The 15,280-nt window shown below is 72.8% G+C and carries 13 protein-coding genes; all 13 read left to right on the top strand.

Annotated features, from left to right (window positions below; translation table 11 throughout):
• Window positions 1–259 precede the first annotated feature (259 nt).
• On the top strand, window positions 260–1,219 hold the full coding sequence (locus GV126_RS08885; RefSeq protein ID WP_159664252.1) for a 5-dehydro-4-deoxyglucarate dehydratase: 960 nt from the start codon (window positions 260–262) through the stop codon (window positions 1,217–1,219).
• On the top strand, window positions 1,216–2,382 hold the full coding sequence (locus tag GV126_RS08880; RefSeq protein ID WP_159664250.1) for a hypothetical protein: 1,167 nt from the start codon (window positions 1,216–1,218) through the stop codon (window positions 2,380–2,382). The genes GV126_RS08885 and GV126_RS08880 overlap by 4 nt, the downstream gene beginning before the upstream one ends.
• Before the next feature lie 368 nt (window positions 2,383–2,750).
• Entirely contained in the window at window positions 2,751–3,419 is a 669-nt protein-coding gene (locus GV126_RS08875) for a GntR family transcriptional regulator (protein WP_159664248.1), read from the top strand.
• The gene (locus GV126_RS08870) at window positions 3,416–4,327 is read left to right on the top strand and encodes a dihydrodipicolinate synthase family protein (RefSeq protein WP_159664246.1); all 912 of its coding nucleotides are present in this window, start codon (window positions 3,416–3,418) and stop codon (window positions 4,325–4,327) included. Before GV126_RS08875 ends, GV126_RS08870 begins: the two co-directional genes overlap by 4 nt.
• Window positions 4,324–6,054: an L-arabinonate dehydratase gene (araD, locus tag GV126_RS08865; RefSeq protein ID WP_159664244.1), complete on the top strand. Its 1,731-nt coding sequence runs from the start codon at window positions 4,324–4,326 to the stop codon at window positions 6,052–6,054. The genes GV126_RS08870 and araD overlap by 4 nt, the downstream gene beginning before the upstream one ends.
• Before the next feature lie 145 nt (window positions 6,055–6,199).
• The gene (locus GV126_RS08860) at window positions 6,200–7,132 is read left to right on the top strand and encodes a carbohydrate ABC transporter permease (protein WP_159664242.1); all 933 of its coding nucleotides are present in this window, start codon (window positions 6,200–6,202) and stop codon (window positions 7,130–7,132) included.
• The gene (locus tag GV126_RS08855) at window positions 7,129–8,016 is read left to right on the top strand and encodes a carbohydrate ABC transporter permease (RefSeq protein ID WP_159664240.1); all 888 of its coding nucleotides are present in this window, start codon (window positions 7,129–7,131) and stop codon (window positions 8,014–8,016) included. The genes GV126_RS08860 and GV126_RS08855 overlap by 4 nt, the downstream gene beginning before the upstream one ends.
• A gap of 65 nt (window positions 8,017–8,081) precedes the next feature.
• Window positions 8,082–9,248, top strand: a complete 1,167-nt coding sequence (locus GV126_RS08850; protein WP_236569928.1) for a Gfo/Idh/MocA family protein — start codon at window positions 8,082–8,084, stop codon at window positions 9,246–9,248.
• Window positions 9,245–10,090 (top strand): DUF6807 domain-containing protein, encoded by an 846-nt coding sequence (locus GV126_RS08845; RefSeq protein ID WP_159664236.1) that lies wholly within the window; start codon window positions 9,245–9,247, stop codon window positions 10,088–10,090. Before GV126_RS08850 ends, GV126_RS08845 begins: the two co-directional genes overlap by 4 nt.
• A complete protein-coding gene (locus tag GV126_RS08840) occupies window positions 10,087–11,634 on the top strand; it encodes a glycoside hydrolase family 43 protein (RefSeq protein ID WP_236569927.1) in 1,548 nt (515 codons plus the stop codon). The genes GV126_RS08845 and GV126_RS08840 overlap by 4 nt, the downstream gene beginning before the upstream one ends.
• An 81-nt stretch (window positions 11,635–11,715) precedes the next feature.
• Window positions 11,716–13,056, top strand: coding sequence for an ABC transporter substrate-binding protein (locus GV126_RS08835; protein ID WP_159664234.1), 1,341 nt, complete (start codon window positions 11,716–11,718; stop codon window positions 13,054–13,056).
• 8 nt (window positions 13,057–13,064) lie between these two features.
• The gene (locus GV126_RS08830) at window positions 13,065–13,862 is read left to right on the top strand and encodes a rhamnogalacturonan acetylesterase (protein WP_159673461.1); all 798 of its coding nucleotides are present in this window, start codon (window positions 13,065–13,067) and stop codon (window positions 13,860–13,862) included.
• A 29-nt stretch (window positions 13,863–13,891) separates the two neighbouring features.
• Window positions 13,892–15,223 carry a pectate lyase family protein gene (locus GV126_RS08825; RefSeq protein ID WP_159664232.1) on the top strand — a complete coding sequence of 444 codons (1,332 nt, stop codon included), beginning with the start codon at window positions 13,892–13,894 and terminating at the stop codon, window positions 15,221–15,223.
• Window positions 15,224–15,280 lie beyond the last annotated feature (57 nt).

Raw genomic sequence — 15,280 nt, 5'->3', positions numbered from 1 at the left:
CTCCCTAGCGTGTCCACGCATGTGAATGACGTCTACACATACGGCCGCACGGCACGGCCGTATGTGTAGACGTCATTCACATGCGTGGACACGCTAGGGAGCGGTGTCACACCACGTCAAGAGGGGTGTCACGGGCGGCGATTCGCGCCCCGGAGCGGCGCCCCGTGCTTGACCGGCCGCGAACGGGCCCCGTAGCGTGGTGCTGTTCATGAATATGGACATCAATCAGAAACGTGAGCGCCTGCCTCAGGGAGAGCCCGTGACGTCAGCCCCTCTCGCCGAACGCCTCAGTATCCCCAGCGGGCCGCTGTTCTTCCCGGTCACCGCCTACGGCCCCGACGGCCGGCTCGACCTGGACACCTACCGCACCCATGTGCGGCGCGGCGTCGAGGCCGGCGCCGCCGCGGTGTTCGCCTGCTGCGGCACCGGCGAGTTCCACGCGCTCACCCCCGAGGAGTTCCAGGACTGCGTGCGCGCCGCCGCCGAGACGGCCGACGGCCGCGTACCGGTCGTCGCGGGCGCCGGATACGGCACCGCGCTCGCCGTGCGCTACGCCCGCCTCGCCGCGGACGCCGGCGCCGACGGGCTGCTCGCCATGCCGCCCTACCTGGTCGTCGCCGGCCAGGAGGGACTGCTGCGCCACTACCGCGAGGTGGCCGCCGCCACCGCCCTGCCCGTCATCGTCTACCAGCGCGACAACGCCGTCCTCACCCCGCGCACCGCCGTCGAACTCGCCCGCACCGACGGCGTCATCGGCCTCAAGGACGGCCTGGGCGACCTGGACCTGATGCAGCGCATCGTCAGCGCCGTGCGCACCGAGGCCCCGGGCGACTTCCTGTACTTCAACGGCCTGCCCACCGCCGAGCAGACCCAGCTCGCCTACCGGGGCCTGGGCATCACCCTGTACTCCTCCGCCGTCTTCTGCTTCGCCCCCGAGATCGCCCTCGCCTTCCACACCGCGCTGCGCGAGGGCGACGACACCACCGCGCACCGCCTCCTGGACGGCTTCTACCGCCCCTTCGTCGAGCTGCGCGCCCAGGGCAAGGGCTACGCCGTCTCCCTGGTCAAGGCGGGCGTACGGCTGCGCGGACTCGACGTCGGCGCGGTACGGCCCCCGCTGCACGAACCCGCCGAGGACCACGTCAAGCAGCTCGCCCAGCTCATCGAGCACGGCTACGCGCTGCTCGGGCGGGACCCGCGGGAAGGGAGCGGCGCATGAGGACCTCGGCGTTCGTCTACCCCTGGGACGTGGTCGGCGACGCGGCGGCACCCGCCCGCCTCGCCGCGCTCGGCGTGGCGCAGGTGACCCTCGCCGCCGCCTACCACTCCACCCGCGCGCTGACCCCTCGCCACCCCCGCCACCGCGTCGTCACCGCCGAGCACTCCGCCGTCCTCTACCCGCCGGACGCCACCCGCTGGCAGGGCCGCGCCCTGCGCCCGTACCCGGCGGGCGACTGGGCGCCCGGCGACGCCTGGGGCGAGGCCGCGGCGGCCCTGGCCGCGGCCGGACTCGACGTCCACACCTGGGTCGTGCTCGCCCACAACTCCCGCTTGGGCGCCGAGCATCCGCACACCTCGGTCGTCAACGCCTACGGCGACCGCTACCCGTGGGCGCCGTGCATCGCCCAGCCCGCCACCCGCGCCTACCTGACCGAGCTGGCCGCCGAGGCCGCCGTACGCCCCGGCGCGCACGGCACCGAACTGGAGTCCCTCGGCTGGTACGGCCTCGCCCACCTGCACGCCCACGACAAGACGGGCGGCATCGCCCTCGGCGAGGCCGGGCAGTACCTGATGTCCCTGTGCTTCTGCCCGTCCTGCCGCACCGGGTACGGCGCACACGGCCTGGACGCCGACGAGCTGGCGGCGGCCGTGCGCGGCGCGCTGGAGCCGCTGTGGCGGGGCGCGGCCGACGACGGCGGCTGGCCGGCCGTCGAGAAACTCCTCGGCGAGGAACGGGCCGCCGCCACCCGCGCCTGGCGCGAGAAGGCCGCGGCCACGCTCCAGGAGGCGGCCGTGGCCGCCGTGCGGGCCGCCGCACCCGACGGCTTCCAGGTCCTGCTGCACGCCGACCCCGTCTCCCACCACTGCGGCGCCAACGTCGGCGTCGACCCGGCGCACATCCTGTCCGTGGCCGACGGAGTAGTGGTGCCCTGCACCGGCGGTACGGCCCTGCTGGCGCCCTTCGCCGAACGGGCCGGGGAGGGGAGCGTGCTGGCCGCCAACCTCACGATCGTCTCCGGCATGGGCGGCAGCCCCGGCACCCTCGCCGCGGACGCGGCCCGCGCCCGGGCCGACGGCGCGACCCAACTGCGGCTCTACCACGCCGGGCTGGCCTCGGACGCGGACCTCGCCGCGGTGCGCGAGGCACTGACCGCACGCTGACCCGCCCCGGCGGTCCGTCAGGAAGACACGCCCCGCACAGCCGGCCTGGCCCGACCAGGCCGGCCCTTGCGCATGTCCACGCACGCATGCGCAGGCCCGAGCATGCCCCCTGCGCTCACCCATCCGGGCGAGGGGCGCGCGGCCTCGGTGTTCCGCGGCGTTCCGCGAACCGGCGCCGCTTTTCTTTGTCAGAAGCATTGACGTCCCGCCGCGCCCCTCCTACCTTCAACGCGTCGTACTCCGTACGTCATATATGAGACGCGATACGCGAGATCAGATACGCGAGTTCACCCACGCGACACCACGCGGCCGGACCCCTGCTCCCCGGTCCTGTCCGCCGTCGTGGTCGACGAATCCGAGAGGCGCGCATGACCTCTGTGCCCACGCCGATCCCCTCCCGCACGCAGTACGTGCAGGAAGAGATCAAACGCCGCATCCTCACCGGGCAGCTGCCCCCGGGACAGGCCCTGGTCGAAACCGAACTCGCCGCTCAGTTCGGGGTGTCCAAGACCCCGGTGCGCGAGGCGCTCAAGACCCTGGCCGGCACCGGACTGGTGGTGATGAGCCAGTACAAGGGCGTCACGGTGCGCATGGTGGACGCGGACATGGCGCGCGAGGTCTACGACGTACGGCTGCTGCTCGAACCGGAGGCGCTGCGCCGCTCGGTCAGGCGCGGCGCCTCCCTCGACGCCGCCCAGGACGCGCTGCGCCGGGCCGACGAGGCCACGGACACCGCCGAACGCTCCCTGGCCAACCGGGAGTTCCACCGCGCCCTGTACCTGCCCTGCGGCAACCCGCTGCTCGGCCGGATGCTGGACGAGGTCCGCGACCAGGCCGCCCTCGTCTCCGCCGTCGCCTGGTCCGCCGACCCCTCCTGGGACCGGGAGGCCACCGAGCACCGGCAGATCCTGCGGCTCGCGCAGGACGGGGACGCCGACGGCGCCGCCCGCGCCCTGCACGCCCACATCGCGTCGTTCGTCCGGCGCGCATTCCCCGAGGCCGGTCCCACGGCCCTGGAACAGGAAGGCCAGGCATGAGCAACGCGGCGTTCGAGACCCAGCGGGCGGCCCTGGCCGACGTGGTGGCGATCCCGGTGACGCCGTTCGCCGCGGACGGCGGCGTGGACCAGGACACCTACCGTGCCCTGCTGCGCCGCCTGCTGGACGGCGGCGTCACCACCCTCACCCCCAACGGCAACACCGGCGAGTTCTACGCCCTCACCCCCGAGGAGCGGCGCCTGGTGACCGAGCTGACCGTCGAGGAGGCGGGCGGCCGGGCGAGCGTCCTGGTCGGCGTCGGCCACGACGTGCCCACCGCCGTCGCCTCCGCCCGGCACGCCCGCGACCTGGGCGCGGGGATGGTGATGGTCCACCAGCCCGTCCACCCCTACGTCTCCGCGGCCGGCTGGGTCGACTACCACCGGGCCATCGCCGAGTCCGTGCCCGAGCTGGGCGTCGTGCCCTACCTGCGCAACCCGCAGCTGCCCGGCGCGCGCCTGGCCGAACTCGCCGACGCCTGCCCGAACGTCATCGGCGTCAAGTACGCCGTCCCGGACGCGGTCCGCTTCGCCGCCTTCGCCCGGGACGCCGGCCTGGAGCGCTTCGTGTGGGTGGCCGGCCTCGCCGAGCCGTACGCCCCCTGCTACTTCTCCGCCGGCGCCACCGGCTTCACCTCCGGCCTCGTCAACGTCGCCCCCGCCGTCTCGCGGAACATGCTCCAGGCGCTGCGGGCCGGGGACTACCCGGCCGCGATGAAGGTGTGGGAGCAGATCCGCCGCTTCGAGGAACTGCGCGCGGCCCACGGCTCCGCCAACAACGTCACCGTCGTCAAGGAGGCCCTCGCCTCGCTGGGCCTGTGCCGCCGGGACGTGCGCCCGCCCAGCAAGCCGCTGCCCGAGGAGGAGCGCGCCGAGGTCGCCGCCATCGCCGAGGGGTGGTCGGTATGACCGTCCGCAAGCCGGCCGAGGAACTGCGCAGCCACCAGTGGTACGGCACCGACGGCCTGCGCTCCTTCAGCCACCGCGCCCGCACCCGCCAGCTCGGCTACCTGCCCGAGGAGCACCTGGGCAAGCCCGTCATCGCGATCCTCAACACCTGGTCCGACATCAACCCCTGCCACGTCCACCTGCGCGACCGAGCCCAGGCGGTCAAGCGCGGGGTGTGGCAGGCGGGCGGCTTCCCGCTGGAGTTCCCGGTCGCCACCTTGAGCGAGACCTTCCAGAAGCCGACCCCGATGCTCTACCGCAACCTGCTGGCCATGGAGACCGAGGAGCTGCTGCGCTCCTACCCGGTGGACGGGGCCGTGCTGATGGGCGGCTGCGACAAGTCCACGCCCGCCCTGCTGATGGGCGCGGCCTCCGCCGACCTGCCCGCCGTGTTCGTGCCGGCCGGGCCGATGCTGCCCGGGCACTGGCGCGGCGAGGTCCTCGGCTCGGGCACCGACATGTGGAAGTACTGGGACGACAAGCGGGCCGGGCTCATCGGCGACTGCGAGATGGCCGAACTGGAGAGCGGACTGGCCCGCTCGCCCGGCCACTGCATGACCATGGGCACCGCCTCCACGCTGACCGCCGCCGCCGAGGCCCTCGGCGTGACCGTGCCGGGCGCCTCCAGCATCCCCGCGGTCGACTCCGGGCACGAACGGATGGCCGCCAGGGCCGGCATGACGATCGTCGACCTGGTCCACCGGGACCGCAGACTCTCGCAGATCCTCACCCGGGAGGCGTTCGAGGACGCCGTCACCACCGTCCTGGGCCTGGGCGGCTCCACCAACGCCGTCATCCACCTGATCGCCATGGCCGGCCGCGCCGGGGTGAAGCTCACCCTGGACGACTTCGACCGCATCGCCCGCACCGTCCCGGTCCTCGCCAACGTCCGCCCCGGCGGCCGCACGTACCTCATGGAGGACTTCCACTTCGCAGGCGGGCTGCCCGGCTTCCTCTCCCGCATACCCGACCTGCTCCACCTGGACCGGCCCACCGTCTGCCACGCCACCCTGCGCGAGCAGATCGCCGGCGCCCGGGTCCACCACGACGACGTGATCCGGCCCCGCGACAACCCGGTCGCGAGCGAGGGCGGGGTCGCCGTCCTGCGCGGCAACCTCTGCCCGGACGGCGCCGTCATCAAGCACATCGCCGCCGAACCGCACCTGCTGCACCACACCGGCCCCGCGGTCGTCTTCGACGACTACCGGACCATGCAGCGCACCATCAACGACCCCTCCCTCGGCATCACCGCCGACAGCGTGCTGGTGCTGCGCAACGCCGGCCCCCAGGGCGGTCCCGGCATGCCCGAGTACGGCATGCTGCCGATCCCCGACCACCTGCTCAAGCAGGGGGTGCGGGACATGGTCCGCATCTCCGACGCCCGGATGAGCGGCACCAGTTACGGCGCCTGCGTGCTGCACGTGGCCCCCGAGTCCTACATCGGCGGCCCGCTGGCGCTGGTGCGCACCGGGGACCTCATCACCCTGGACGTCACGGCCCGCAGCCTGCACTTGCACGTCGACGACGAGGAGTTGGCGCGCCGCCGGGCCGCCTGGACGCCGCCGCCCGTGCGTTTCGAACGCGGCTACGGCGCCCTGTACGCCGACCAGATCACCCAGGCCGACACCGGCTGCGACTTCGCGTTCCTGGCCCGGCCGGGCACGGTGCCGGACCCGTACGCCGGCTGAGCCCCGCGGTGCTCGGCCCGGCGCCGCAGTCCGTGTACGTAGCAAGCGCTTCCTATACCCGGGGTTCCGCACCCCCGCAGACCGCCCCACCCCACCGTCCCACTGCCCCACCGTCCCACTGCCCCACTGCGAACGGAGAACAGTCATGGCCCAAGCCGCAGCCGTGGCGAAACCGCCCGCGCCACCCCGGCGGCGCCGTGCCTCCGCCACGCCGCGCAGGCTCCCGTACCTGCTGATCGCCCCGGCCGCCCTGCTGATGCTGGGCTTCATCGCCTACCCGGTGCTCAGCGTCTTCTACTACAGCCTGCGGAACTACAACCCCACCAAGCCGTGGCGCAACGGCTGGGCCGGCTTCGACAACTTCGTCCAGGCCTTCACCAAGGACCCGCAGTTCTGGGACACGCTGACCTTCAGCGCCAAGTGGGTCCTCGTCGAGGTCGGACTGCAACTGCTGCTGGGACTCGCGCTCGCCCTGATCGTCAACCAGACCTTCGCCGGCCGCGCGCTCGGCCGGGCGCTGGTGTTCTCCCCGTGGGCCGTCTCCGGCGTGCTGACCTCCGTGATCTGGGTGCTGCTGTACAACTCCCAGACCGGCATCACCCGTTACCTCGCCGACCTGGGCATCGGCTCCTACGGCACCAGCTGGCTGTCGGACACCTCCACGGTCTTCCCGGCCGCGGTCGTCGCCGACCTGTGGCGCGGCGTGCCCTTCTTCGCCATCCTCATCCTCGCCGACCTGCAGTCCGTCTCGAAGGACCTGTACGAGGCCGCCGAGGTGGACGGGGCGAGCCGCCTGAAGCAGTTCTGGCACATCACCCTGCCCCACCTGAAGGACGCCATCGTCCTGTCCACGCTGCTGCGCGCGGTGTGGGAGTTCAACAACGTCGACCTGCTCTACACCCTCACCGGCGGCGGACCGGCCGGCGAGACCACCACCCTGCCGCTCTACATCGCCAACACGTCCGTCGACGCCCACAACTTCGGCTACGCCTCCGCCCTGACCACGGTGGCGTTCGTGATCCTGCTCTTCTGCTCGATCGTCTATCTGCGGCTGAGCAAGTTCGGAGGTGAGAAGTGATCACCGAGATCGCGCCCGCGCCCGAGCGCGCGGCGGCCGAACCGGCCCGGCCGCGCGGCAGGCGCCGCCGCACCTGGGACGAGGTCCCGCGCTGGCAGATCTACCTGCCCCTGTCGGTCTACCTGCTGTTCACGCTGGTCCCGTTCTACTGGATCCTGCTGTTCGCGCTGCGCCCGGCCGGCTCCACCTCGCTCGTGCCCTGGCCGCTGACCTTCGAGCACTTCGAGAAGGTGTGGACCGAGCGGAGCTTCGGCACCTACTTCCAGAACAGCGTCATCGTCGGCGTCGCCACCCTGGTGCTGACCACCGTCGTCGCCCTGGCCGGCGGCTACGCGCTGGCCCGGTTCGACTTCAGGATCAAGCGTGGCTTCATGCTGGCCCTGCTGTGCTCGCAGTTCGTGCCCGGCGCGCTGCTGCTGGTGCCGCTGTTCCAGATCTTCGCCAAGCTGTCGATGATCAACTCGCTGGGCAGCGTGGTCATCGCCGAGACCGTCTTCCAGCTGCCGCTGTCGATGATCCTGATCAGCGGCTTCATCCGGAACGTGCCGCCGTCCCTGGAGGAGGCCGCCTGGGTGGACGGCTGCAGCCGCTTCGCCGCCTTCCGGATCGTCGTCCTGCCGCTGCTGCGGCCCGGACTGGTCGCCGTCGGCTCCTTCGCCTTCGTCCACGCCTGGAACCACTTCCTGTTCGCCCTGATGTTCCTGTCCGACCAGGGCAAGCAGACCATCCCCGTCGGCCTGAACACCCTGATGAGCGCGGACAGCGTCGACCTGGGCGCGCTGGCCGCGGGCGGCATCGTCGCCGCCGTCCCCGTGGTGATCGTCTTCGCCTTCATCCAGAAGTGGCTGATCACCGGCTTCAGCGCGGGGGCGGTGAAGGGATGACCACGGAGACGACCGCTGGAACGACCCCGGAAACGACCGCTGTGACGACCACGGAAACGATCGCTGTGACGACCACGGAGACGACCACGACTCCTGTGCCGCTGGTGCTCGCCGGGGCCCGCGGACACGGCCGCTGGCACCTGGACAACATCCGCCGGCTGCAGCGCGCCGGCCGGGTCCGCCTCGCCGGGATCTGCGAGCTGACCCCGCTGGCCGACGAGGAGATCCCCGACGGGCTGGGCACACCCGCCCAGTCCCCGGACCTCGGCGCCCTGCTCGATCGGACCGGCGCGCGGATCGCCGTGCTGTGCACCCCGATCCCCACCCACACCGACCTGGCGCTCACCGCCGCCCGGCGGGGCGTGCACGTGCTGCTGGAGAAGCCGCCCACCCCGTCCTACGCCGAGTTCCGGCGCCTGGCCGACGGCATCGACGAGGCCGGCGTCGCCTGCCAGATCGGCTTCCAGTCGCTCGGCTCGCACGCCGTGCCCGCGATCCGCGAGCTGATCGCCGACGGCGCGATCGGCGAGGTCTCCGGGGTCGGCGGCGCCGGGGCGTGGGCACGCGACGAGGCGTACTACCGGCGGGCGCCCTGGGCGGGCCGGCGCCGGATGAACGGCACCGACGTGGTCGACGGGGTGCTCACCAACCCCCTCGCGCACACCACCGCCACCGCCCTCGCCCTGCTCGGCACCACCCGCGCCGACGACGTCACCGGCATCGAGACCGAGCTGTGGCGGGCCAACGCCATCGAGTCCGACGACACCTCCTGCGTGCGGATGACCACCCCGCGCGGTCCGGTCGCCGTGGCCGCCACCCTGTGCGCGGAGCACCCCGGCGAGCCGTACGTCCTCGTGCACGGCCGCAGCGGCCGGATCACGTTCTGGTACAAGCAGGACCGCGTGCTGCTGCAACGCGCCGGGCACGGTCCGCAGGAGTTCACCTACGGCCGCACCGACCTGCTGGACAACCTCGTCGACCACCTCACCGCCGGCGCCGAGCTGCTGGTCCCGCCCGCCGCCACGGGCGCGTTCATGCGCCTGGTCGAGGCCGTGCGCCCCGCCCCCGACCCGCGCCCGCTGCCCGATGGCGCCTGGCGCACCGACCCGGACGGCGACCGCCGGATCGTGCCCGGCGTGGACGCCCTGGTCGCGGCCGTCGCCGACACCCTGTCCCTGTACTCCGAACTGGGCGCCCCCTGGGCCCCGCGGAAGGAGGCGAGCCTCGGATGACGCCGCACGACTCCCCGGTGCTGCGGGTCGCGGGCCGCCCGGTCGCCCGTCTGGTCACCCGGCCCGAGCTGCCCACACGGCTCTCCCCGCGCCCGTACCTGCACCCCGTCACCACCCTGGCCGGCACGGCGGTCACCGAACTGGGCCCCGCCGACCACCCGCACCACCTCGGCGTCGGTGTCGCCGTTCCCGACGTCGAGGGGCACAACTTCTGGGGCGGCCGTACCTTCGTGCGCGGCCGGGGGTCGGTCGAGCTGGACAACCACGGCGCCCAGCGGCACACCGGCTTCTCCCGGTGCGACGCCGAAGGGTTCGCGCACGAGCTGCGCTGGGTGGCCGACGGCCGCGAGCTGCTGCGCGAACACCGCGGCGTGGCGGCCACCGGGCTCACCGGCACCGCCTGGGCGCTCGACCTGACGTTCTCGCTCACCAACGTCACCGGCGCGCCGCTGTCCCTGGGCAGCCCGGCCACCAACGGCCGGCCCGGCGCCGCCTACGGCGGCTTCTTCTGGCGGGCCCGCAAGGAGGACGAGCCGCCCGCGGTGTTCAGCACCGACCGGGACGGCGAGGCGGACGCCCACGGCCGGCGCGCCGACTGGCTGGCGCTGGCGGGCAGCACCTGGACGCTGGTGTTCGCCGCCGCCGCCGACGCCCCCCGCCGCGACGCGTGGTTCGTGCGCGCCGCCGAGTACCCCGGCGTCGGCTCGTCCCTGGCCTGCGAGGAACGCCTGCCCCTCGCGCCGGGCGAGAGCATCTCGCGCCGCGTGGTCACCGTCGTCGCCGACGGCCGCCTCGGCCGTGCCGAGGCGGCGGCGCTGGTGGAGAAGGCGGTGGCCGAGTGAGCCTGCCCAGTGCCGACCTCGGCGACGGCACCTACGCCAACCCCGTCCTGGACGCCGACTGGTCCGACCCCGACGTGCTGCGCGTGGGCGAGGACTACTACCTGACCGCCTCCAGCTTCGGCCGCGCCCCCGGCCTGCCGCTGCTGCACTCCCGCGACCTGGTCAACTGGACCCTGGTCGGGCACGCCCTGCCCCGCCTGGAACCGGACGCCGAGTTCCGCACCCCGCGCCACGACCGCGGCGTGTGGGCGCCGTCGCTGCGCCACCACGACGACCGCTTCTGGATCTTCTGGGGCGACCCCGACCAAGGCATCTTCCAGGTCAACGCACCGCGGATCCGCGGCCCGTGGACGCGCCCGCACCTGATCGAGGCCGGCCAGGGCCTCATCGACCCCTGCCCGCTGTGGGACGAGGAGACCGGCGAGGCGTATCTGGTGCCCGCCTGGGCCAAGTCCCGCTCCGGCGTGAAGAACCGCCTCACCGGCCACCGCATGCACCCCGACGGCACCGAACTCCTCGACGAGGGCAAGGTGATCGTCGACGCGGACACGATCCCGGGCTGGTTCACCCTGGAGGGGCCCAAGCTGTACCGGCACGACGGCTGGTTCTGGATCCTGGCGCCCGCCGGGGGAGTGGCCACCGGCTGGCAGGGCGCCTTCCGCTCGCGCGGGTTCTTCGGACCGTACGAGGAGAGAGTCGTCCTGGAACAGGGGGACACCGGCGTCAACGGACCCCACCAGGGCGGCTGGGTGCGCACCCAGGCGGGCGAGGACTGGTTCGTGCACTTCCAGCAGCGCGGCGCTCACGGCCGGGTGGTGCACCTGCAACCGATGCGCTGGGGCGCGGACGGCTGGCCGGTGATCGGCGAGCAGGGCACCCCCGTCGCCGTGCACCGCAAACCCGCGCTGCCGCCGCAGCCGCCCGCCGCGCCCGCCACCGACGACGACTTCCCCGGCGGCCGGTTCGGCCGGCAGTGGCAGTGGACGGCCAACCCCCGCGAGGGCTGGGCCACCCAGCACTCCGCCGACGGACTGCGGCTGACCTGCGTCCGCTCGGCGGGGCAGGACCTGCGGCAGCTGCCGAACGTGCTGACCCAGCGGCTGCCCGGGCGTGAGTGCGCCGTCGAGGTGGACCTGCGGCTGGACGGCGAGGAGCCCGGGGCCGCGGCCGGACTCGCCGTCCTCGGGGACGCCTACAGCTGGATCGGGCTGCGGCGGGGGAGCGACGGGACGGTCCGGCTGGTGCACCGGTTCGCGGAGGCGGACGGCGCGGAACGCGACGCCGGCCGGGCCGGGCCCGCACCGCAGGGCCGGGCGCGGCTGCGGGTGGAGATCGGCGCGGGGGCGCGCTGCCGGTTCTCGGCCGACACCGGCGACGGCTTTCGGCCCTCGGGCCAGGTCTTCGCCGCCACCCCCTGGCGTTGGGTCGGCGCGCTGCTCGGCCTGTTCGCCGTGGCACCCGAGCAACCCGGGCCGGCGGGGGCCGCGCTGTTCACCCGCTTCCGCGTCACCCCCGCCGAACCGCCCGCCGGCACCTCCTCCTGACGCCCGACCGCCTTCTCACCGACACCCCCACACCTTCACCTCACCGTTGATCCAGCTGATTCAGCAGAAGAGAGCCGACCAATGAAGAGCAGCATCCGCAGAAGCAGGCGTGCCGCCGTGGCCGTCGCCCTGGGCTCCGTGCTCGCGCTGACCGCCACCGCGTGCGGCGACGACGGCAGCGGCACCGGGGGGAGCAAGGGCGCCGAGGGGTCCGGCAAGGGCGAGATCACCTTCTGGGACACCAACGGCGGTGTGCGCACCGATATCTGGAAGCAGATCATCGCCGACTTCGAGAAGAAGTACCCGGACATCAAGGTCGATTACGTGGGCATCCCGGCCGCCGGCGCCCAGTCCAAGTACGACACCGCCATCCAGGGCGGCGGCCTGCCCGACGTGGGCGGCGTGGGCACCGCGATGCTCGCCGAGATCGCGGCCCAGGGCGCGCTGGAGCCGCTGGACGGCCGGCTGGCCAAGAGCCCGCTGAACGGGCACCTCAGTCAGAACCTGCTGCAGGTCAGCAAGGCGGCGGGCGGCGGCGACACCCTGTACCAGATCCCGACCTCCGCCAACAACGGCACGCTGTGGTACCGCACCGACCTGTTCAAGAAGGCGGGCCTGGACGCGCCGACCACTTGGAGCAAGTTCTACGAGGCCGCCGACAAGCTCACCGACCGCGGCAAGAACGCCTTCGGCTTCACCATCCGCGGCGGCGAGGGCTCCATCGCGCCCGCCCTGGACGCGGTCTACGGGCAGACGGGCATCACCTCCTTCTGGAACGGCGACAAGACCACCGTCAACGACCCGAAGAACGTCGCCGCGCTGGAGAAGTACGTCGCGCTCTACAAGAAGGACACCCCTTCCGCCGACGTCAACAACGACTTCACCAAGATGGTCGCCCAGTGGGACAGCGGCACCATCGGCATGCTCAGCCACAACCTCGGCTCCTACCAGGACCACCTGAAGGCACTGGGCAAGGACAAGTTCCGGGGCATCCCCAACCCCACCCTCGACGACGGCACGCGCGTGCAGGTGTCCAACCCGGTGGACGGGCTGGGCCTGTTCAAGGCGAGCAAGAACAAGGCGGCGGCCTGGAAGTTCATCGAGTTCGCCGTCTCCCACGAGGAGAACTCCAAGTTCAACGAGTCCGCCGGGCAGGTGCCGGCCAACACCGACGCCGCCCAGGACGCCTGGATCCAGCGGAGCGAGCCGACCAAGCTGGCCGCCGAGGCGCTCAACGGCGGCTCGACCAAGATCGTGCAGCTGCCGTACTACCTGCCCGACTGGAACACCATCTCCAAGGCCGACAACGAGCCGAACTTCCAGAAGCTGCTGCTGGGGAAGACGACCGCGAAGCAGTTCCTGGACACGCTGGCGGACCAGCTGAACAAGGCGCAGGCCGAGTGGAAGCAGCAGAAGGGCTGATGAGCGACGTGTCCCTGACCCGCAGACAGGTCGGCTCCGCGGCCCTGGCCGCCGTTCCGCTCGCCCTCGCGGCGACTGCAACGGCGGCGGCCGCGGGCCCCCGCACCCGCACCCTGTACATCGCCGGCGACTCCACCGCGGCGCAGAAGTACGCCGACGCGGCGCCCGAGACCGGCTGGGGCATGGCCCTGCCGTTCTTCCTGCACCGCGAGGTGGCGGTCGCCAACCACGCCGTGAACGGCCGCAGTTCCAAGAGCTTCCTCGACGAAGGCCGGCTCGCGGCGATCCTCGCCGCGATCGGGCCGCAGGACGTCCTGCTCGTCCAGTTCGCGCACAACGACGAGAAGTCCGAGGACCCCACCCGCTTCACCGAGCCGTGGACGACGTACCAGGACTGCCTGCGCCGGTACCTCGACGGGGCGCGGGAGCGCGGTGCCCGTCCGGTGCTGGCCACCCCGGTGGAGCGGCGCCGCTTCGACGCCGACGGCGACGCCGTCCCCACCCACGGCGCGTATCCGGCGGCGATGCGCGCGCTCGCCGAGGCCGAGGGCGTGCCGCTGCTCGACATCGAGGCGCTGTCGCTGGCGCTGTGGCAGCGGCTCGGCGTGGAGGAGACCAAGACGTACTTCAACTGGACCGCCACCGAGCAGGACAACACGCACTTCAACCCGCCCGGCGCGATCGCCGTGGCCCGGCTCGTGGCGCGTGAGCTGCTGCGCACCCGGGTGCTCGCCCCGCGCGAGGTGCGCCGGCTCGACGAGGACGTCCCCGCGTCCTGGATCACCTGGCCGGACGCCACCGCCTGACCCCGATCAGCATCAAGGAGAGCCGCACAGTGAACGCATCGAAGTGGCATGGGCATGTCATAGGCAGAAGGGTGGCCGCGGTCGCCGGCGGCACCGCCCTCGTCCTCGCCGTCACCGGCACCGCCTCCGCCCACAGCCCCCACCACACCCTCGACGCCGCCCGCCAGGTGCTCGCCGCCAAGGACGGCTGGGCCGCCTACGGCACCGGCACCACCGGCGGCGCCAAGGCCGACGCCGCGCACGTCTACACCGTCACCACCTGGGACGCCTTCAAGGCCGCCCTCGCCGACGGCGGCGACGCACCCAAGATCAGCAAGATCCGGGGCACGATCGACGCCGACGGCCCGGGCTGCGACTCCTTCGCCGTCCCCGGCTACGACTTCGACACCTACCTGAAGACCTACGCCCCCGAGACCTGGGGCCGCGACAAGGACCTCTCCGCGGAGCCCGACGACAGCCCCGAGGGCCTGCGCCGCGCCTCGCAGGCCCGGCAGGACGCCTACATCAAGGCCTACGTCCCCGCCAACACCACCCTCGTCGGCGTCGGCGAGGACGCCGGCTTCAAGGGCGCCAGCCTGCAGATCAAGGGCGTGGACAACGTCATCGTCCGCAACCTGACCTTCGAGAGCCCGCTGGACTGCTTCCCCCAGTGGGACCCGACCGACACCGCCGACGGCAACTGGAACTCCGAGTACGACAGCGCCGTCGTCTACGGCTCCACCCACGTGTGGATGGACCACAACACCTTCACCGACGGCGACCACCCCGACAGCACCCTGCCGCACTACTACGGCCGCGTCTACGAGCAGCACGACGGCGAACTCGACATCGTCAAGGGCGCCGACTACGTCACCGCCTCCTGGAACGTCTTCGCCGACCACGACAAGACGATCCTGATCGGCAACAGCGACAGCGCGGCCACCGCCGCCGTCGACCGCGGCCACCTGAAGGTCACCTTCCACCACAACCTGTTCAGCAACCTCGTCGAGCGCGCCCCGCGCGTCCGCTTCGGCCAGGTCGACTCCTACAACAACCACTTCGTGGCGGGCCCGGACTACTCCTACAGCTACGGCATCGGCATGGAGTCCCGGCTCGTCGCCGAGCACAACGCCTTCACGCTGCCCGACGGCGTGCAGGCCGGCTCCGTGCTGAAGAAGTGGAAGGAGGCGCCGGTCACCGCCGCCGACAACTACGTCAACGGCCGCCGCACCGACCTGATCGCCGTCCACAACGCCGAGGTCCCCGGCGAGACCCTGCAGTCCGGCGCCGGCTGGACCCCCACCCTGCGCACCCGCGTCGACTCCCCGCGGGCCGTCCCCGCGCTCGTGGACCACGGCGCGGGCGCCGGCCGCCTGCGCTGACGCGCCGACACCGCCGGGCCGGGGCGGACACACCGCCCCGGCCCGGCGGTGTCGGCG

Source organism: Streptomyces mexicanus, assembly GCF_902506575.1.
GTDB lineage: Bacteria > Actinomycetota > Actinomycetes > Streptomycetales > Streptomycetaceae > Streptomyces > Streptomyces mexicanus.
The sequence above is the reverse complement of the archived record's forward strand: the minus strand, read 5'-3'. Positions and strand labels throughout refer to the sequence as shown.

Coding starts and splice junctions, on each gene's coding strand:
- GV126_RS08835 (WP_159664234.1), top strand. CDS start 11,716: ATGAAGAGCAGCATCCGCAGAAGCAGGCGTGCCGCCGTGGCCGTCGCC.
- GV126_RS08875 (WP_159664248.1), top strand. CDS start 2,751: ATGACCTCTGTGCCCACGCCGATCCCCTCCCGCACGCAGTACGTGCAG.
- GV126_RS08870 (WP_159664246.1), top strand. CDS start 3,416: ATGAGCAACGCGGCGTTCGAGACCCAGCGGGCGGCCCTGGCCGACGTG.
- GV126_RS08860 (WP_159664242.1), top strand. CDS start 6,200: ATGGCCCAAGCCGCAGCCGTGGCGAAACCGCCCGCGCCACCCCGGCGG.
- GV126_RS08845 (WP_159664236.1), top strand. CDS start 9,245: ATGACGCCGCACGACTCCCCGGTGCTGCGGGTCGCGGGCCGCCCGGTC.
- GV126_RS08880 (WP_159664250.1), top strand. CDS start 1,216: ATGAGGACCTCGGCGTTCGTCTACCCCTGGGACGTGGTCGGCGACGCG.
- araD (WP_159664244.1), top strand. CDS start 4,324: ATGACCGTCCGCAAGCCGGCCGAGGAACTGCGCAGCCACCAGTGGTAC.